Genomic DNA, 18,475 nt, shown 5'->3' with positions numbered 1-18,475 from the left:
ACATGTTGGCACAGCCACTCAGGGGATTCGACGCCCTGTTATCACTCCTGCGTACCGCTTCGCAAAGTGAATCGCGGGCAAAAACACGACGCGCTAAGGATTGTGATAAAATATCCGCCTTCTGGTGAAACCCAACACCCCACAGGAAAGATCATGATGAGCCTGGCCGGTAAAAAAATCGTTCTCGGTGTTAGCGGCGGCATTGCGGCCTATAAAACCCCGGAACTGGTACGTCGTTTGCGCGAACGCGGCGCCGATGTCCGCGTGGTAATGACTGAAGCGGCAAAAGCCTTTATTACCCCTCTGAGTTTACAGGCGGTTTCGGGCTACCCCGTTTCCGACAGCCTGCTGGATCCCGCAGCCGAAGCGGCCATGGGTCACATTGAGCTGGGGAAATGGGCCGATCTGGTTATCCTCGCTCCGGCGACGGCCGACCTGATTGCCCGCGTCGCTGCCGGTATGGCGAATGATCTGGTCTCAACGATCTGTCTGGCCACGCCGTCACCGGTTGCCGTGCTCCCGGCGATGAACCAGCAAATGTACCGCGCCACGGCAACGCAGCATAATTTGAGCATTCTTGCCTCCCGCGGCTTGCTGATTTGGGGCCCGGACAGCGGAAACCAGGCATGCGGAGACGTGGGTCCTGGTCGCATGCTCGACCCGTTAACGATTGTGGACATGGCCGCAGCACATTTTTCGCCTGTCAACGATCTGCAACATCTCAACATCATGATTACGGCGGGTCCAACGCGCGAACCACTCGACCCGGTGCGCTATATCTCTAACCACAGCTCCGGCAAGATGGGATTCGCGATTGCCGCCGCAGCCGCGCGGCGCGGGGCTAATGTGACGCTGGTTTCCGGGCCGGTATCACTGCCGACACCGCCTTTTGTTCAGCGTGTTGATGTGATGACTGCGCTGGAAATGGAAGCGGCAGTCCAGGCGGCGGCGCAACAGCAGCATATTTTTATCGGTTGTGCCGCAGTGGCTGACTATCGGGCTGCCTCTGTCGCGAATGAAAAAATCAAGAAACAAGCCACTCAGGGTGATGAATTAACAATAAAAATGGTCAAAAACCCTGACATTATCGCCGGGGTCGCCGCACTTGATGCTAATCGTCCCTTTGTTGTTGGGTTTGCCGCCGAAACGAATAATGTGGAAGAATATGCCCGGCAAAAACGTATCCGTAAAAACCTTGATATGATCTGCGCGAATGATGTTTCGATTACAACTCAAGGCTTTAACAGCGACAGCAACGCTTTGCACCTTTTCTGGCAGGATGGAGATAAAGTCTTACCGCTTGAGCGTAAAGAACTCCTCGGCCAATTATTACTCGACGAGATCGTGACCCGTTATGATGAAAAAAATCGACGTTAAGATTCTGGACCCGCGAGTTGGACAGCAGTTCCCGCTTCCGACATATGCCACCTCCGGTTCCGCCGGACTTGACCTGCGAGCCTGTCTCGACGCCGCCGTAGAGCTGGCGCCTGGCGCAACGACGTTGCTGCCGACAGGATTGGCTATTCATATCGCCGATCCCTCTCTGGCAGCCGTTATTCTGCCGCGCTCCGGCCTGGGTCATAAACATGGTATCGTGCTGGGCAACCTGGTCGGCTTGATCGACTCAGATTACCAGGGCCAGTTGATGGTTTCCGTCTGGAACCGTGGTCAGGACAGCTTCACCATTGAGCCTGGCGAACGTATCGCACAGATGGTTTTTGTTCCTGTTGTGCAGGCCGAATTTAATCTGGTGGAAGATTTTGATGCCACTGACCGTGGTGAAGGCGGCTTCGGCCATTCAGGACGCAAGTAGTACGTCACGTATCCCACTACGCAATAACGTCATAATATTACCGCAAACCCTGAGTTTGCGGTCGTAGTGTGGGTGCCAGCCTGGCAAGTGCTTATTTTCAGGGGTATTTTGTAACATGGCAGAAAAACAAACTGCGAAACGGAATCGTCGCGAAGAAATACTTCAGTCTCTGGCTCTGATGCTGGAATCCAGCGATGGAAGCCAGCGCATCACGACAGCAAAACTGGCAGCTTCCGTCGGCGTTTCTGAAGCTGCGCTGTATCGCCATTTTCCCAGCAAGACGCGCATGTTCGATAGCCTGATTGAGTTTATCGAAGATAGTCTGATTACCCGTATCAATTTAATTTTGAAAGATGAGAAAGACACCAGCACACGCTTGCGTTTGATTGTGTTGCTGATTTTGGGATTTGGCGAACGCAATCCCGGTCTGACGCGTATTCTCACCGGACACGCATTAATGTTTGAACAAGACCGCTTGCAAGGGCGAATCAATCAGCTCTTTGAACGTATCGAAGCGCAGTTGCGCCAGGTTTTGCGGGAAAAGAGAATGCGTGAAGGCGAAGGTTACGTCACGGAAGAAACGCTGCTGGCGAGCCAGATTCTGGCGTTCTGTGAAGGCATGCTGTCACGTTTTGTTCGCAGCGAATTCAAATACCGACCGACGGACGATTTCGACGCCCGCTGGCCGCTGGTTGCCGCACAGTTGCAGTAACTCTTTATTGCCCGGTAAGCGAAACGCTACCGGGCATTTCAGGCGAAATTACACCCCGAATTCTTCCCGGTACGCGCGAACGGAAGCCAGATGCTCAGCCATCTCTGGTTTCTCACTCAGGTACTCAATCAAGTCTTTCAGCGTAATAATAGAGATCACCTGACAGCGATAGTCGCGTTCCACTTCCTGAATGGCTGAAATCTCGCCACGTCCACGCTCCTGACGATCCAATGAAATCAGCACGCCCGCAAGCGTTGCGCCATTCGCCTGAATAATCTCCATCGATTCACGGATCGCGGTGCCGGCAGTAATCACATCGTCTACCAGCATCACGCGCCCCTGTAGCGCACTACCGACCAGATTGCCGCCTTCCCCATGGTCTTTGGCTTCTTTACGGTTAAAGCAGTATGGCAGGTCTTTGTCGTGATGCTCCGCCAGCGCAACTGCAGTTGTGGTGGCAATCGGGATCCCTTTGTATGCAGGGCCAAACAGCAAATCGAATTCAATGCCGGAATCCACCAGCGCTTCCGCATAGAAACGACCTAACAGAGCCAGGTCGCGCCCGGTATTAAACAGTCCGGCATTGAAGAAATAGGGGCTCTTGCGCCCGGATTTCAGCGTAAATTCGCCAAACTTTAGTACCTGCTTGTTAAGCGCAAACTCAATAAACTGGCGCTGATACGGTTTCATGGATTCGCTCCTCATCTCACTTTATTTCAGACAAAAAAAAGGCGACTTCTCAGTCGCCTTAAAAATCAATTTTCTAACGCCGCCTTCTGCGTCGCTACAATAGATTCGATTCCCCCTCGGGCTAGCGCCAACAAGGTGAGAAGTTCTTCGTGGCTGAACGGCTCGCCTTCTGCCGTCCCCTGAACTTCAATCATGCGGCCATCTTCAGTCATCACCACATTCATATCGGTTTCTGCAGCAGAGTCTTCAACATACTCTAAATCGCACAGCGCTTCGCCATTCACGATACCCACGGATACCGCAGCTACCATTCCTTTCATCGGGTTGGTTTTCAACTTACCGTTCTCGACCAGCTTTTTCAGCGCATCGGCCAGAGCAACACAAGCACCGGTGATAGAAGCCGTACGAGTACCACCGTCGGCCTGAATAACATCGCAGTCCAGCGTGATAGTAAATTCGCCCAGCGTCTTGAGATCAACCGCGGCACGCAATGCGCGCGCGATCAGACGCTGAATTTCCATGGTACGGCCGCCCTGCTTGCCCTTCGCCGCTTCACGCGCATTACGCGTATGCGTAGCGCGTGGCAGCATACCGTATTCGGCAGTAATCCAACCCTGCCCTTGCCCTTTCAGAAAACGGGGTACGCCTTCTTCAATAGAGGCAGTACACAGCACTTTGGTATCTCCAAATTCGACCAGCACCGAGCCTTCAGCATGTTTTGTATAATTACGGGTCAGGGTTACGGGACGCACCTGATTAGCGCTACGGCCTGCTGGACGCATATTGAGATCTCCGGCTTGAAACGAATGTGGCTGCGCATTATACGGACTTCCGTCGGTTATTCCTATCCTGACAGGGCATGCATAGCTATAATCCCCCCATCTCTCCTTTAAAAACAGGAACGTCTATGATCCGCAGTATGACCGCCTACGCCCGGCGTGAAATCAAGGGTGAATGGGGTAGCGCCACCTGGGAAATGCGCTCGGTAAACCAGCGTTATCTGGAAACGTATTTTCGTCTGCCGGAACAGTTTCGTAGCCTCGAGCCTGTTGTTCGTGAACGTATTCGCACGCGCCTGACGCGCGGTAAAGTCGAATGTACGTTGCGTTTTGAACCCGATGCCAGCGCACAAGGTGAACTCATTCTGAATGAGAAGCTCGCAAAGCAACTCGTCACCGCCGCTAACTGGGTCAAAATGCAGAGTGATGAAGGGGAAATCAATCCGGTTGATATTCTGCGCTGGCCGGGAGTCATGGCCGCTCAGGAGCAGGATCTGGACGCCATTGCGGCAGAAATCCTGAGCGCCCTTGACGGTACGCTGGACGACTTCATCATCGCCCGCGAAACCGAAGGCCAGGCGCTGAAGGCCCTGATTGAGCAACGTCTTGAAGGCGTCAGCGCCGAAGTCGTCAAAGTACGCTCGCACATGCCGGAGATCTTACAGTGGCAGCGCGAACGTCTGGTGGCCAAGCTGGAAGACGCTCAGGTTCAGCTGGAAAATAACCGCCTGGAACAAGAACTGGTGCTGATGGCGCAACGCATCGACGTGGCAGAAGAGCTGGATCGTCTGGAAGCGCACGTGAAAGAAACCTACAACATCCTGAAGAAAAAAGAGGCGGTTGGCCGCCGTCTGGACTTCATGATGCAGGAATTCAACCGTGAGTCGAACACGCTGGCGTCTAAGTCGATCAATGCAGAAGTCACTAATTCCGCCATTGAACTGAAAGTATTGATCGAACAAATGCGCGAACAGATTCAGAACATCGAGTAAGCCATTGTTCACCACGTAGCCCGTGAAAATGAAGCGGTGCTACGTGTATTTCCATTGTTTCAAGTCACCTGCCTCTTTTTCTATTAGTTATTTTCATCATTCTTTTTCATCATCATAACCTGAAAAGGCGTGAGATATGATGAACAACATAATTTTGCATAAGATAAAGTTATTAAAACCATCTCGCCTTAGAAAATCTCAATCGTGATACTGCGCACAAATCGCTAACCTTTATCCCCAGTAAATCAGGGGGAAGGCATGCTGTTACACGTTTTGTACTTAATTGGCATTACCGCAGAAGCCATGACGGGCGCACTTGCTGCAGGTCGTCGTCGCATGGATACCTTCGGCGTCATCATCATTGCAACCGCGACTGCCATTGGCGGCGGCTCCGTTCGCGACATTCTGCTTGGGCATTATCCGCTCGGCTGGGTGAAGCATCCTGAGTATGTCATTATCGTGGCGACGGCCGCGGTGCTGACGACCATTGTCGCCCCCGTCATGCCTTACCTGCGCAAATTATTCCTTGTGCTCGATGCGCTGGGTTTGGTGGTCTTTTCCATCATCGGTGCTCAGGTTGCGCTGGATATGGGTCATGGCCCGATCATTGCCGTGGTTGCCGCAGTGACCACTGGCGTATTTGGCGGCGTATTGCGTGACATGTTCTGTAAACGCATTCCCCTCGTCTTCCAGAAAGAGCTGTACGCCGGCGTGTCATTTGCTTCTGCCGTGCTTTATATAGCGCTTCAGCACTACGTCTCCAGCCATGATGTGGTCGTTATCTCCACGTTGATATTTGGCTTCACCGCGAGATTGCTGGCGCTGCGTCTCAAGCTGGGTTTGCCCGTGTTTTATTATCATCACGAAGGCCACTAAGGCATAAACCCCGCAATACGCTGAGCAGCTAACCACTGGCTCAGCGTTTTTATCTCCGGATTCTCTCTCCACTGTATGACCTGTCTGGCACGACGCTCGCCCGTTGACGGCAGCATTCGCCAGTATTGCTCTGTCTGCGCCACTAATGACTCCCACGAACGAATACCGCTGACCTTAAGCGCCGCCTGCGTTAGCGGTATATCCATCGCCATAACCCAGCGGATAAAGGGCTGGCGGCGCGCCATATTGAACTGATGCCACAATTGCGCACCTTTCCCTTTGCCTACTCCAGGCGTGTTCTGTAATTGCTCCTGAGTTAACGCAAGCCAGGAAAATATATGCTCAAAGCGATGTGCCTGATGCAGCGCACGCCATCCTGCCTCTCCCACGCCATCCAGATCCAATACCGATTTCGATCCCAGCCAAACCAGTCTCGCAATGAATTGTTCCCGACACTCAGATGAGGCATAAAAACAGGTCAGTGGCCCCAAATGCCCTCCGGGAGGTGTTGGCTTAGTCCGTTGCGTACTCCGCCAGACAACATCGTCGATACGCGGAATACCTTGCCCGGCAAGGCTGACCAGAATGCGATCGCCAGGCGCGATGTCCCACTCTTCCCACCGTCGGACGGAACCAAGATTGACACGCTGAACCTTTTTATCGTCCAGCATGACAGGAACAAGCGATGCCACCACTGCGGTTTTCCCGCTCTTTCCCGTGGTGAAGAGAATTTCCGCCACCTCTGCGACCTGTGACACCGGGGTGTATTTCCAGGCAACCAGCCAGTCCCCTTCACCAGGAAGCCAGCTTCGGGCTTCCGGCTCTTTAGCCATCCGCACCACGATGCCGTCGGTTGCAAACGGTAGACTCGTTGTCCACCATCTCTCTCGCGCTTTCTCAACATCATCGACGTTGATCACCGGTTGGGTATAGCGCTGTGTTAAACCAAACCCCGCATCGGTCAGTTTCTGCAATCGTTCAGGCATCGACTGCGGACCATCAGGCCACGCCCAGATAAAAATGCCTAATGCACTTAACGAGGAAGAAGGCTCTGCACGCATCATCATCCCTGCGACTTTTGCCCGGGCATTCATTCCCCCCATTTGCCGCTGGATATGGTTTTCCTGAAGCAGGAAGATTTCGCCCTGCAGGATGCTATTGGCAAGCGTTCCTTTTGTGGTGCGCGGCACAGATGGAATATGGCGAACCTGTTGCGTCCAGTCCTCACCTTCCAGCCCGTTCCCCCGGCTAATCGCCTTGATGAGATTACCGTCCCGGTACACTAACGTCACTGCCACGCCATCTACCTTCGGCTGAACCCACAGATCGCTTCGACGATGCATCCATTGCTGCATCGCCTGTTTATCCGCAAGCTTGCGCACGCCAGTATGGGCAACAGGATGCAACATTGCGCCATTTTTTGGCGGCGCAGCCGGATCTGTAGTGGCCTCCTCGCCAAAACAGCGCCGCCATTGTGTGAGTTGCGCACTGAGCTGGTCGTAAACAGTATCATCAACTGCGCTAATGCCCTGCTTCCAGTAAATATCATTCCACTGCGCGATTTGCCGCGTTAAGCGGGCTATTTCCTCTTCAGCCCTGGCTGCCGGCCAGGCGGGGCAAATCGCGCCAGCTGATGAATGGCACAGCAATACACTGATTGCGATGTACTTCCATAATGTCATTTGCACCTCCGCTGTACGTTGTCCGGCAGGTATAGCGCAGAATGATTTCGGTACCGAGCGGCAAACGCACAGCCTGCGAGCAGGCTTCCTGTCATTTTTACTCATTGCAGTAATTTCACGGTAAATCAGGAAAAAGGTACGCAAAACGCAATAATCAGGGGCAAAAAGTGTGACAAGGGCTACGTCATATAGCGGCGACGTGTATAATAAGCTCGTATGTAGGCTCTCTTTCGACAATCACATACATAAGATACTCATGGCTCAAGGCACGCTTTATATTGTTTCTGCCCCCAGTGGCGCGGGTAAATCCAGCCTGATTCAGGCTTTATTGAAAACCCAACCGTTGTATGACACCCAGGTTTCTGTTTCACACACCACACGCGCTCCGCGTCCGGGTGAAGTGCATGGCGAACATTATTTCTTTGTGAATCATGATGAATTCAAAACCATGATTGGCAGAGAGGCGTTTCTCGAACATGCTGAAGTGTTCGGTAATTATTACGGCACGTCTCGCGAGGCCATTGAGCAAGTGCTGGCTTCCGGTGTGGATGTTTTTCTTGATATTGACTGGCAGGGTGCCCAGCAAATTCGTGAAAAGATGCCACAGGCACGCAGTATCTTTATTTTACCGCCGTCCAAAATTGAGCTGGACCGCCGTCTTCGCGGTCGCGGTCAGGATAGCGAGGAAGTCATTGCAAAACGTATGGCGCAAGCTGTTGCAGAAATGAGCCATTACGCCGAATATGATTACCTCATTGTGAATGATGATTTTGATACCGCCCTCGGCGATCTGAAAACCATCATTCGCGCCGAACGTCTGCGCATGAGCCGCCAAAAGCAGCGTCATGACGCTTTAATCAGCAAACTGTTGGCAGACTGAACCCACATTCAGTATCATGCCCAGTCATTTCTTCACCTGTGGAGCATTTTAAGTATGGCACGCGTAACTGTTCAGGACGCTGTAGAGAAAATTGGTAACCGTTTTGACCTGGTACTGGTCGCCGCGCGTCGCGCTCGTCAGATGCAGGTAGGCGGAAAGGATCCGCTCGTACCGGAAGAAAACGATAAAACTACCGTAATCGCGCTTCGCGAAATCGAAGAAGGTCTGATCAACAACCAGATCCTCGACGTACGTGAACGCCAGGAACAGCAAGAGCAGGAAGCCGCTGAATTACAAGCCGTTACCGCTATTGCTGAAGGTCGTCGTTAATTACTCAGCGGGTCGCCCTTGTATCTGTTTGAAAGCCTGAATCAACTGATTCAACACTACCTGCCGGAAGACCAAATTAAGCGTCTGCGGCAGGCGTATCTCGTTGCACGTGACGCTCACGAGGGCCAGACACGTTCAAGCGGTGAACCCTATATCACCCATCCAGTAGCCGTTGCCTGCATTCTGGCCGAGATGAAACTCGACTATGAAACGCTAATGGCGGCGCTGCTGCATGATGTGATTGAAGACACTCCCGCCACCTACCAGGACATGGAACAGCTTTTTGGTAAAAGCGTTGCTGAACTGGTAGAAGGGGTGTCGAAACTTGATAAACTCAAGTTCCGCGATAAGAAAGAGGCGCAGGCCGAAAACTTTCGCAAGATGATTATGGCGATGGTGCAGGATATCCGCGTCATTCTCATCAAACTCGCTGACCGAACCCATAACATGCGCACGCTGGGCTCATTACGCCCGGACAAACGTCGCCGCATCGCCCGTGAAACCCTCGAAATTTACAGTCCGCTGGCGCACCGTTTAGGTATTCATCACATTAAAACCGAGCTCGAAGAGTTGGGTTTTGAAGCGTTATACCCGAACCGTTATCGCGTTATTAAAGAAGTGGTGAAAGCTGCGCGCGGCAACCGTAAAGAGATGATTCAAAAAATCCTCTCAGAGATTGAAGGGCGTTTGCAGGAAGCGGGAATTCCGTGTCGCGTTAGCGGTCGCGAAAAACATCTGTACTCGATCTACTGCAAAATGGTGCTTAAAGAGCAGCGTTTTCACTCGATCATGGACATCTACGCGTTCCGCGTCATCGTTCATGATTCCGACACCTGCTATCGCGTGCTTGGCCAGATGCACAGCCTCTATAAGCCGCGTCCAGGGCGCGTAAAAGACTATATCGCCATTCCAAAAGCGAACGGCTATCAGTCTTTGCACACCTCGATGATCGGCCCACATGGTGTTCCGGTTGAGGTACAAATCCGTACCGAAGACATGGACCAGATGGCGGAAATGGGGGTTGCGGCGCACTGGGCTTATAAAGAGCACGGCGAAACCAGCACCACCGCACAAATCCGCGCTCAGCGCTGGATGCAGAGCCTGCTGGAGCTACAACAGAGTGCCGGTAGCTCGTTTGAATTTATCGAGAGCGTTAAATCCGATCTCTTCCCGGATGAGATTTACGTTTTCACACCGGAAGGGCGAATTGTCGAACTGCCTGCCGGTGCCACACCTGTCGACTTCGCGTACGCGGTACACACCGATATCGGTCATGCCTGCGTCGGCGCGCGCGTCGACCGCCAGCCCTATCCGCTGTCGCAACCGCTTTCCAGCGGCCAGACGGTTGAGATCATTACCGCACCGGGCGCACGTCCGAATGCCGCCTGGCTCAACTTTGTCGTCAGCTCGAAAGCGCGTGCCAAAATTCGCCAGTTACTGAAGAATCTCAAGCGCGACGATTCCGTCAGCCTCGGTCGTCGCTTGCTGAATCATGCCTTAGGCGGCAGCCGTAAACTGGCTGAAATTCCGCAGGAAAGCATCCAGCGCGAAATTGAGCGCATGAAGCTCGCGACGCTGGAAGATCTGCTGGCGGAAATCGGTCTGGGTAACGCCATGAGCGTCGTAGTGGCGAAGAATCTTCAGCAAGGTGATGCTTCGGCAACCACACAAGCGCAGTCCAGCCACGGACATCTGCCGATTAAAGGTGCAGATGGCGTGCTGATCACCTTCGCCAAATGCTGCCGACCGATTCCCGGCGACCCGATTATCGCTCACGTCAGCCCCGGAAAAGGTCTGGTTATTCACCATGAGTCCTGCCGTAACATCCGTGGTTACCAGAAAGAGCCAGAGAAGTTTATGGCCGTCGAATGGGATAAAGAGACGGAGCAGGAGTTCATCGCTGAAATCAAGGTGGACATGTTTAACCATCAGGGTGCGCTGGCGAATCTGACTGCGGCAATTAACACCACCACCTCCAATATTCAAAGTTTGAATACTGAAGAGAAAGATGGTCGCGTCTATAGCGCCTTTATTCGTCTCACCGCACGCGATCGTGTGCATCTGGCGAATATCATGCGCAAAATCCGCGTGATGCCGGACGTGATAAAAGTCACCCGTAACCGAAACTAGCCTTATGAATGCACAGCGTTATGCGCGTATCTGCGAGATGCTCGCCAGGCGTCAGCCTGATCTGACCGTCTGCATGGAGCAGGTCCATAAACCTCATAACGTTTCTGCGATTATCCGTACCGCAGATGCCGTTGGCGTACATGAAGTTCACGCCGTCTGGCCAGGTAGCCGTATGCGCACCATGGCCTCTTCGGCGGCGGGAAGCAACAGCTGGGTGCAGGTGAAGACTCACCGCACCATTAGCGACGCCGTCTCCCACCTGAAAAGCCAGGACATGCAGATTCTGGCCACTCACCTTTCGGACAAAGCCGTCGATTTCCGCGAAATTGATTACACTCGCCCGACCTGTATTCTGATGGGGCAAGAGAAAACCGGCATCACGCAAGAAGCATTAGACCTTGCGGATCAGGACATCATCATCCCGATGATTGGCATGGTGCAGTCACTCAACGTCTCTGTCGCTTCGGCACTGATTCTCTACGAAGCACAGCGCCAGCGGCAAAACGCGGGCATGTACCGACGTGAGAACAGTATGCTGCCGGAAGACGAGCAGCAGCGTCTGCTGTTTGAAGGCGGTTATCCGGTACTGGCGAACGTGGCTAAACGCAAAGGCCTGCCTTACCCTCATGTGAATGCGCAAGGCGAAATTGAAGCCGATGCTGCGTGGTGGGCAACCATGCAGGCTTCCAATATTACGCAAAATCATCCACGTTGCATTGAGGCGGCGGGAAGGATAAAGCGTAAATGAAAGGGCGCCTGTTAGATGCTGTTCCGCTCAGTTCACTAACGGGCGTTGGCGCAGCACAAAGCAGTAAACTGGCGAAAATTGGCCTGCATACCGTACAGGATCTCCTCCTGCACCTTCCACTGCGTTATGAAGATCGTACCCATCTCTATCCGATAGGCGAACTGCTGCCGGGCGTTTACGCCACCGTAGAAGGGGAAGTGCTGAACTGCAACATCACGTTTGGCGGTCGACGGATGATGACCTGTCAGATCAGCGACGGCTCTGGCATCCTCACTATGCGTTTTTTCAATTTCAGTGCGGCAATGAAAAACAGCCTGGCGACAGGTCGCCGCGTACTGGCCTACGGAGAAGCAAAGCGCGGAAAATACGGGGCAGAAATGTTCCACCCGGAATACCGCGTTCAGGGCGATCTCAGCACGCCGGAGTTGCAGGAGACGCTCACCCCCGTTTACCCGACCACCGAAGGGATAAAACAGGCAACGCTGCGCAAACTCACCGATCAGGCACTGGATTTACTGGATACCTGCGCCATTGCCGAGCTGTTACCGCCAGAGCTTCTACAGGGCATGATGAGTCTGCCGGAGGCATTACGCACCCTGCACCGCCCGCCGCCGTCGCTCCAGCTCAGCGACCTGGAAACCGGGCAACACCCGGCGCAGCGGCGGCTGATCCTGGAAGAATTACTGGCGCATAACCTGAGTATGCTGGCGTTGCGCGCCGGAGCGCAGCGATATCACGCGCTGTCGCTCAGTGCGCAAGGCGAACTCAAAAATCGTTTTCTTGATTCACTGCCCTTTAAACCGACCGGGGCGCAAACGCGTGTGGTGGCGGAAATCGAACGCGACATGGCGCTGGATGTGCCAATGATGCGTCTGGTGCAGGGTGATGTCGGCTCCGGCAAAACGCTGGTTGCGGCACTCGCCGCGCTGCGGGCGATTGCCCACGGCAAACAGGTGGCGATGATGGCGCCGACCGAACTGCTCGCTGAACAACACGCCAATAACTTCCGCCACTGGTTTGCCCCGCTCGGCATTGAAGTGGGCTGGCTGGCCGGTAAACAAAAAGGCAAAGCGCGTCTTGCGCAACAGGACGCCATCGCCAGCGGTCAGGTACAAATGGTGGTCGGCACTCATGCGATTTTCCAGGAACAGGTGCAGTTTAACGGCCTTGCGTTAGTGATCATCGACGAACAGCACCGTTTCGGCGTGCATCAGCGTCTGGCGCTGTGGGAGAAAGGTCAGCAGCAGGGCTTCCACCCGCATCAGTTGATCATGACCGCGACACCGATTCCACGCACCCTGGCGATGACTGCGTATGCCGATCTCGACACTTCGGTGATCGACGAACTGCCGCCGGGCCGTACGCCGGTCACCACGGTCGCCATTCCGGATACCCGCCGCAGCGATATTATTGACCGGGTGCGTAACGCCTGTACCCACGAAGGACGCCAGGCTTACTGGGTCTGTACGCTGATTGAAGAGTCGGATCTGTTAGAAGCGCAGGCGGCGGAAGCCACAAGTGAAGAACTGAAACTTGCCCTGCCTGAGCTGAACATTGGTCTGGTGCACGGGAGAATGAAACCCGCCGAGAAGCAGGCGATCATGGCTGCCTTTAAGCAGGGCGATCTTCATCTTCTGGTTGCGACCACCGTCATTGAAGTGGGGGTGGATGTTCCCAACGCCAGCCTGATGATTATTGAAAACCCGGAGCGTCTGGGTCTTGCGCAATTGCACCAGCTGCGCGGACGCGTCGGTCGCGGCGCAGTGGCCTCGCACTGCGTCCTGCTCTACAAATCTCCCCTGTCAAAAACGGCGCAGACACGCCTGCAGGTTCTGCGCGACAGCAACGACGGTTTTGTGATTGCGCAAAAAGACCTGGAGATCCGCGGACCTGGCGAATTGTTGGGTACCCGTCAGACGGGCAGCGCTGAATTTAAAGTGGCGGATTTACTGCGCGATCAGGCCATTATTCCGGAAGTTCAGCGCATTGCGCGCCATATTCACGAACGTTATCCACAACAGGCTACGGCGTTGATCGAGCGCTGGATGCCGGAAACCGAACGTTACTCCAACGCCTGAAGCTAAAACAATGCGGCGGTTTTCACACCGCCGCATTGTCCTTATTGCGCAAAAATCGGCAACAACAGATACAGCTTAATCACCAGCGCATTGACGATGTCGATGAAGAACGCCCCCACCATCGGCACCACCAGAAACGCCATATGCGACGGACCAAAACGCTCGGTAATCGCCTGCATATTGGCGATCGCCGTCGGCGTCGCGCCAAGACCAAAACCGCAGTGCCCGGCAGCCAGTACAGCGGCATCGTAGTTTTTACCCATCATGCGCCAGGTCACAAACACGGCGTACAGCGCCATGAAGATCGTCTGCACCACAAGAATCGCCAGCATCGGCAACGCCAGCGAAGCCAGTTCCCACAGCTTCAGGCTCATCAATGCCATCGCCAGGAACAGTGAGAGACTCACGTTGCCCAGCACCGAAACCGCCCGCTCAAACACGCGATAAAAGCCCGCGAGCGCCAGACCGTTACTGAGGATCACGCCGACGAACAGTACACAGACGAATGTCGGCAGTTCCAGCACGGTTCCCACCAACATCTGGGCAACCACTTTGCCGACGGTCAGACAGATGGCGATAAGCGCAATGGTTTCGATCAGTACCAGTGAGGTGATCATGCGCCCGACATCCGGTTTCTCAAACGCTGTCGGCACTTCCTGATCGTCTGGCATACCGTCTGGCGTGGTGGAGTGCTTCACCAGGTAACGCGCCACCGGACCGCCAATCAGCCCACCCAGCACCAGACCAAAGGTTGCGCATGCCATTGCCACTTCCGTCGCATTGGTGAAGCCATAGCGTTCGATGAACAGCTTACTCCACGCCGCACCGGTGCCGTGTCCACCCGAAAGGGTAATTGAACCCGCAATCAACCCCATCAACGGATCCAGCCCCAACAGGCTGGCCATACCGATGCCGATGGCGTTTTGCATTACCAGTAAACCTACCACCACGATCAGGAAGATGCCGACGACACGGCCACCCGCACGCAGGCTGGCAATGTTAGCGTTCAGACCAATGGTGGCAAAGAACGCCAGCATCAGCGGGTCTTTCAGACTCATATCAAAATCAATTTCCCAGCCCATGCTCTTTTTCAGCACCAGCAGAGCGATTGCCACCAGTAATCCACCAGCAACCGGTTCAGGAATGGTGTATTTCTTCAGAAAGGAGACAGACTGGACCAGCTTGCGTCCCAGCAGCAACGTCAGCGTTGCGGCAACAAGTGTCGATAAAGTATCGAGATGAAACATATTAAGCTCCTTTAAGTACGCATCGCTCCTCGCGAACGATGTATTCCTCGGTCATTTCTCAGCTCTTAACGAGTAATCGGCATGGATTTTAATCAGAAAAGGTACAAAAGTTATATAAAAAGGTGATTTTATCTGTTTTAAATATTAAGAATAACGATTAGCAAACGTTTGCTTTTGTCACCAGGTCGGATAAAATGCCCGCTTTTACACCACGGGATTGCCTCTGATGTCTGTTAACACTGTCGAGTCAGAAAATGCGCAACCGATTGCGCAGACTCAAAACAGCGAACTGATTTACCGTCTTGAAGATTGTCCGCCGCTTCCTCAAACTCTTTTTGCCGCCTCTCAGCACCTGCTGGCAATGTTCGTCGCAGTCATCACGCCCGCGCTGTTAATCTGCCAGGCGCTCGGTTTGCCGGCCCAGGATACTCAACACATTATCAGCATGTCGCTGTTCGCCTCCGGTGTGGCCTCTATTATTCAAATTAAAGCATGGGGTCCGGTAGGCTCGGGGTTGCTCTCGATTCAGGGAACAAGTTTCAACTTTGTCGCCCCGCTGATTATGGGCGGCACGGCGCTGAAAACCGGGGGGGCGGATGTTCCCACGATGATGGCGGCGCTGTTCGGTACACTGATGCTGGCAAGCTGCACCGAAATGATTCTCTCCCGCGTACTGCATCTCGCGCGCCGTATCATTACCCCGCTGGTTTCCGGCGTGGTGGTCATGATCATCGGCCTGTCGCTGATTCAGGTCGGCCTGACGTCCATCGGCGGTGGTTATGCCGCGATGAACGACAACACCTTCGGCTCACCGAAAAACCTGCTGCTGGCGGGCGTCGTACTGGCATTGATCATTCTGCTTAACCGTCAGCGTAACCCCTACCTGCGGGTTGCTTCGCTGGTGATAGCCATGGCCGCAGGCTACGCGATGGCATGGTTTATGGGTATGTTGCCGGAAAATACCGCCCCGACCACGCAGGATGTCATCATGGTGCCAACGCCGCTGTATTACGGACTGGGCATTGACTGGAATCTTCTGCTGCCGCTGATGCTGGTCTTTATGATCACTTCACTGGAAACCATTGGCGATATTACCGCCACCTCCGATGTTTCTGAGCAACCCGTTTCCGGGCCTCTGTATATGAAACGTCTAAAAGGCGGGGTGCTGGCTAACGGCCTGAACTCGTTTGTCTCTGCGGTGTTTAACACCTTCCCGAACTCCTGCTTCGGTCAAAACAACGGCGTGATCCAGTTGACGGGCGTTGCCAGCCGCTATGTTGGGTTTGTGGTTGCGTTGATGCTGATTGTCCTGGGCCTTTTCCCGGCAGTGAGCGGATTTGTACAACACATTCCAGAACCCGTGCTCGGCGGTGCGACTCTCGTGATGTTCGGCACCATCGCCGCCTCCGGGGTGCGTATCGTGTCGCGCGAACCGTTGAACCGTCGCGCTATCCTGATTATCGCCCTGTCGCTGGCGGTAGGTCTGGGCGTTTCCCAACAGCCGCTGATCCTGCAATTTGCACCGGACTGGGTGAAAAACCTGCTCTCCTCCGGGATTGCTGCGGGTGGTATCACCGCAATCGTTCTGAACCTGATTTTCCCGCCAGAAAAGCCGTAAGCGGAATGTGGCGGCGATCGACAATCGCCGCCACAGAAACGCTCTTTCACTATTCCCGCCTTGAGGATTACGCCTAAATCGTGCATAACTCAGTTATGTGCACTTCGCGGGATGGAAGACCATGAAATTTATTGGAAAGCTGCTTATCTACGTGCTGATCGCCTTTTTGGTGGCGATTATCGTGCTCTATTTTCTGCTGCAAACCCGCTGGGGAGCAGAACGCGTCAGCAACTGGATCTCTGAAAATAGCGGCTACCACGTGGCCTTTGATGCGATGGATCACCGTTTTTCCTCCCCTTCCCACATCCTGCTGGAGAACGTCACCTTTGGCCGGGATGGTCAGCCTGCCACGTTAGTCGCAAAAACCGTGGATATCGGACTCAGTAGTCGACAACTGACCGATCCCCAGCATGTTGACACCATCCTGCTTAAAGACGGGACGCTGAATATCTCCTCGCAAACGGCGCCGCTTCCCTTCCGGGCCGTTCGCTTAGAGCTGCACGATATGGCGTTCAACAGTCCCGGCAGCGAGTGGAACCTGAGCGCGCAACGGGTGGACGGTGGCGTGATCCCCTGGAATCCTGAAGCGGGTCGGGTACTCGGCAGCAAAGCACAGATCCAGCTCAGTGCAGGTTCGCTGACGCTGAACGACATCCCCGCCACTAACGTGCTGATTGAAGGCAGCATCGACAAAGAACAGGTGACACTGAGCAACATTGGCGCAGACGTCGCACGCGGCGCATTAACCGGCGTGGCGCGACGAAATGCGGACGGCAGTTGGATTGTTGATAGCCTTCGTCTGAACGACATCCGCTTACAAAGCGACAAAGTGCTGGTGGAATTCTTTTCGCCGCTCACAAGTATTCCTTCCCTGCAGATTGGCCGCCTTGAGGTGACCGACGCACGCCTGCAAGGTCCGGACTGGGCAGTGACCGATCTTGACCTCAGCTTGCGCAGCCTGACCTTCAGCAAAGATGACTGGCAGACGCAGGAGGGCAAATTGTCGATGAATGCCAGCGAGTTCATCTATGGTTCGCTGCATCTCTTCGATCCCATCTTAAATGCGGAGTTTTCTCCGCACGGCATCGCGCTACGTCAGTTCACCACCCGCTGGGAAGGCGGCATGATCCGCACATCCGGTCATTGGCTACGCTCCGGTAAAGCACTCGTTCTCGACGATACTGCCATTGCCGGGCTGGAATACACCCTGCCGACAAACTGGAAACAGTTGTGGATGAAACCATTGCCAGGCTGGCTCAACAGCCTGACGCTGAAGAAATTCAACGCCAGCCGCAATCTGGTGATTGATGTTGATCCCACGTTCCCATGGCAGCTCACCGCGCTGGACAGCTACGGCGCAAACCTGGGGCTGGTACAGGACCATCAGTGGGGCGTGTGGAGCGGAAACGCCACATTTAACGCTGCGGTGGGTACGTTCAATCGCGTGGATGTGCGTCGCCCCTCTCTGGCGCTGACGGCAAACAGCAGTACGATTAACATCAGTGAACTGAGTGGCTACACCGAGAGAGGATTGCTGGAAGCTACCGCCAGCGTTTCACAGGTGTCGCAGCGTCAGACCCAGATAAGCCTGAACGGACGAGGTGTTCCGGTGAACATCCTGCAGCCGTGGGGTTGGCCAGCACTGCCGATTTCTGGCGACGGGAATATCCAGCTTACCGCCAGCGGCACTGTTCAGGCCGATACGCCGCTGAAACCCACGGTGAACGGTCAGTTACACGCTCTGAATGCCGAGAAACAGCAGGTCGAGCAGACGATGACGGGGGGCGTAGTGTCGACGGTTTCGGCTGTAGTTCCCGCAGTGGCTCCTACTTCACCCCAGCCCTGAAACACAGGCCTGGTAAGCGCAGCGCCACCCGGCAATTTTAGGCTCAGGGGCCAA

Annotated in this window: 16 protein-coding genes; 12 read left to right on the top strand and 4 right to left on the bottom strand. The window is 54.3% G+C overall.

What is annotated here, in order from left to right; genetic code table 11:
* Positions 1–156: 156 nt before the first annotated feature.
* From coaBC to slmA, 3 genes are all read left to right on the top strand, one after another.
* The gene (gene coaBC, locus JM656_RS00380) at positions 157–1,377 is read left to right on the top strand and encodes a bifunctional phosphopantothenoylcysteine decarboxylase/phosphopantothenate--cysteine ligase CoaBC (RefSeq protein WP_203361183.1); all 1,221 of its coding nucleotides are present in this window, start codon (positions 157–159) and stop codon (positions 1,375–1,377) included.
* On the top strand, positions 1,355–1,813 hold the full coding sequence (gene dut / locus JM656_RS00375; protein WP_203359572.1) for a dUTP diphosphatase: 459 nt from the start codon (positions 1,355–1,357) through the stop codon (positions 1,811–1,813). The genes coaBC and dut overlap by 23 nt, the downstream gene beginning before the upstream one ends.
* Before the next feature lie 115 nt (positions 1,814–1,928).
* Positions 1,929–2,525 carry a nucleoid occlusion factor SlmA gene (slmA, locus tag JM656_RS00370; protein WP_203359571.1) on the top strand — a complete coding sequence of 199 codons (597 nt, stop codon included), beginning with the start codon at positions 1,929–1,931 and terminating at the stop codon, positions 2,523–2,525.
* A 48-nt stretch (positions 2,526–2,573) separates the two neighbouring features.
* Here slmA and pyrE read toward each other — a convergent pair whose 3' ends face one another.
* Positions 2,574–3,215 carry an orotate phosphoribosyltransferase gene (pyrE, locus tag JM656_RS00365; RefSeq protein ID WP_203359570.1) on the bottom strand — a complete coding sequence of 214 codons (642 nt, stop codon included), beginning with the start codon at positions 3,213–3,215 and terminating at the stop codon, positions 2,574–2,576.
* Positions 3,216–3,280: 65 nt separating this feature from the next.
* On the bottom strand, positions 3,281–3,997 hold the full coding sequence (gene rph, locus JM656_RS00360; RefSeq protein WP_203359569.1) for a ribonuclease PH: 717 nt from the start codon (positions 3,995–3,997) through the stop codon (positions 3,281–3,283).
* A 125-nt stretch (positions 3,998–4,122) separates the two neighbouring features.
* Here rph and JM656_RS00355 point away from each other — a divergent pair, with 125 nt between their 5' ends.
* The gene (locus JM656_RS00355) at positions 4,123–4,986 is read left to right on the top strand and encodes a YicC/YloC family endoribonuclease (RefSeq protein WP_192614087.1); all 864 of its coding nucleotides are present in this window, start codon (positions 4,123–4,125) and stop codon (positions 4,984–4,986) included.
* Positions 4,987–5,244: 258 nt separating this feature from the next.
* A complete protein-coding gene (locus tag JM656_RS00350; RefSeq protein ID WP_203359568.1) occupies positions 5,245–5,862 on the top strand; it encodes a trimeric intracellular cation channel family protein in 618 nt (205 codons plus the stop codon).
* Here JM656_RS00350 and ligB read toward each other — a convergent pair.
* Positions 5,859–7,544 carry an NAD-dependent DNA ligase LigB gene (ligB, locus tag JM656_RS00345; RefSeq protein ID WP_203359567.1) on the bottom strand — a complete coding sequence of 562 codons (1,686 nt, stop codon included), beginning with the start codon at positions 7,542–7,544 and terminating at the stop codon, positions 5,859–5,861. The genes JM656_RS00350 and ligB overlap by 4 nt on opposite strands.
* A gap of 256 nt (positions 7,545–7,800) precedes the next feature.
* Between ligB and gmk the strand changes: the two genes are divergently transcribed.
* The 5 genes from gmk to recG are packed head-to-tail and all read left to right on the top strand — an operon-like array spanning position 7,801 to position 13,710.
* A complete protein-coding gene (gene gmk / locus JM656_RS00340; RefSeq protein ID WP_203359566.1) occupies positions 7,801–8,424 on the top strand; it encodes a guanylate kinase in 624 nt (207 codons plus the stop codon).
* A 54-nt stretch (positions 8,425–8,478) separates the two neighbouring features.
* Positions 8,479–8,754 (top strand): DNA-directed RNA polymerase subunit omega, encoded by a 276-nt coding sequence (gene rpoZ, locus JM656_RS00335; RefSeq protein WP_000135058.1) that lies wholly within the window; start codon positions 8,479–8,481, stop codon positions 8,752–8,754.
* A gap of 18 nt (positions 8,755–8,772) precedes the next feature.
* Positions 8,773–10,884 (top strand): bifunctional GTP diphosphokinase/guanosine-3',5'-bis pyrophosphate 3'-pyrophosphohydrolase, encoded by a 2,112-nt coding sequence (gene spoT / locus JM656_RS00330; protein ID WP_203359565.1) that lies wholly within the window; start codon positions 8,773–8,775, stop codon positions 10,882–10,884.
* A gap of 4 nt (positions 10,885–10,888) precedes the next feature.
* Complete coding sequence (gene trmH / locus JM656_RS00325) at positions 10,889–11,632, top strand: tRNA (guanosine(18)-2'-O)-methyltransferase TrmH (protein WP_192614083.1); 744 nt, start codon at positions 10,889–10,891, stop codon at positions 11,630–11,632.
* Positions 11,629–13,710: an ATP-dependent DNA helicase RecG gene (gene recG, locus JM656_RS00320; protein ID WP_203359564.1), complete on the top strand. Its 2,082-nt coding sequence runs from the start codon at positions 11,629–11,631 to the stop codon at positions 13,708–13,710. Before trmH ends, recG begins: the two co-directional genes overlap by 4 nt.
* Before the next feature lie 41 nt (positions 13,711–13,751).
* Here the strand turns inward: recG and gltS are convergent, their stop codons facing one another.
* Positions 13,752–14,957, bottom strand: a complete 1,206-nt coding sequence (gltS, locus tag JM656_RS00315) for a sodium/glutamate symporter (protein ID WP_203359563.1) — start codon at positions 14,955–14,957, stop codon at positions 13,752–13,754.
* 226 nt (positions 14,958–15,183) lie between these two features.
* Between gltS and xanP the strand changes: the two genes are divergently transcribed.
* Both xanP and JM656_RS00305 read left to right on the top strand, forming a co-directional pair.
* Complete coding sequence (xanP, locus tag JM656_RS00310; RefSeq protein ID WP_192614080.1) at positions 15,184–16,575, top strand: xanthine/proton symporter XanP; 1,392 nt, start codon at positions 15,184–15,186, stop codon at positions 16,573–16,575.
* Positions 16,576–16,696: 121 nt separating this feature from the next.
* Positions 16,697–18,421 carry an AsmA family protein gene (locus JM656_RS00305; RefSeq protein WP_203359562.1) on the top strand — a complete coding sequence of 575 codons (1,725 nt, stop codon included), beginning with the start codon at positions 16,697–16,699 and terminating at the stop codon, positions 18,419–18,421.
* Positions 18,422–18,475: the final 54 nt, after the last annotated feature.

It is taken from the genome of Citrobacter sp. R56, from assembly GCF_016811995.1.
GTDB lineage: Bacteria > Pseudomonadota > Gammaproteobacteria > Enterobacterales > Enterobacteriaceae > Citrobacter_D > Citrobacter_D enshiensis.
This window is presented reverse-complemented; position numbering and strand designations above follow the sequence as displayed.

Bases quoted from the DNA above. Each gene is read 5' to 3' on its own strand.
- pyrE (WP_203359570.1), bottom strand. From the start codon at position 3,215: ATGAAACCGTATCAGCGCCAGTTTATTGAGTTTGCGCTTAACAAGCAG.
- recG (WP_203359564.1), top strand. From the start codon at position 11,629: ATGAAAGGGCGCCTGTTAGATGCTGTTCCGCTCAGTTCACTAACGGGC.
- dut (WP_203359572.1), top strand. From the start codon at position 1,355: ATGATGAAAAAAATCGACGTTAAGATTCTGGACCCGCGAGTTGGACAG.
- coaBC (WP_203361183.1), top strand. From the start codon at position 157: ATGAGCCTGGCCGGTAAAAAAATCGTTCTCGGTGTTAGCGGCGGCATT.
- trmH (WP_192614083.1), top strand. From the start codon at position 10,889: ATGAATGCACAGCGTTATGCGCGTATCTGCGAGATGCTCGCCAGGCGT.
- JM656_RS00350 (WP_203359568.1), top strand. From the start codon at position 5,245: ATGCTGTTACACGTTTTGTACTTAATTGGCATTACCGCAGAAGCCATG.
- rpoZ (WP_000135058.1), top strand. From the start codon at position 8,479: ATGGCACGCGTAACTGTTCAGGACGCTGTAGAGAAAATTGGTAACCGT.
- rph (WP_203359569.1), bottom strand. From the start codon at position 3,997: ATGCGTCCAGCAGGCCGTAGCGCTAATCAGGTGCGTCCCGTAACCCTG.
- gltS (WP_203359563.1), bottom strand. From the start codon at position 14,957: ATGTTTCATCTCGATACTTTATCGACACTTGTTGCCGCAACGCTGACG.
- ligB (WP_203359567.1), bottom strand. From the start codon at position 7,544: ATGACATTATGGAAGTACATCGCAATCAGTGTATTGCTGTGCCATTCA.
- JM656_RS00305 (WP_203359562.1), top strand. From the start codon at position 16,697: ATGAAATTTATTGGAAAGCTGCTTATCTACGTGCTGATCGCCTTTTTG.
- slmA (WP_203359571.1), top strand. From the start codon at position 1,929: ATGGCAGAAAAACAAACTGCGAAACGGAATCGTCGCGAAGAAATACTT.
- JM656_RS00355 (WP_192614087.1), top strand. From the start codon at position 4,123: ATGATCCGCAGTATGACCGCCTACGCCCGGCGTGAAATCAAGGGTGAA.
- xanP (WP_192614080.1), top strand. From the start codon at position 15,184: ATGTCTGTTAACACTGTCGAGTCAGAAAATGCGCAACCGATTGCGCAG.
- gmk (WP_203359566.1), top strand. From the start codon at position 7,801: ATGGCTCAAGGCACGCTTTATATTGTTTCTGCCCCCAGTGGCGCGGGT.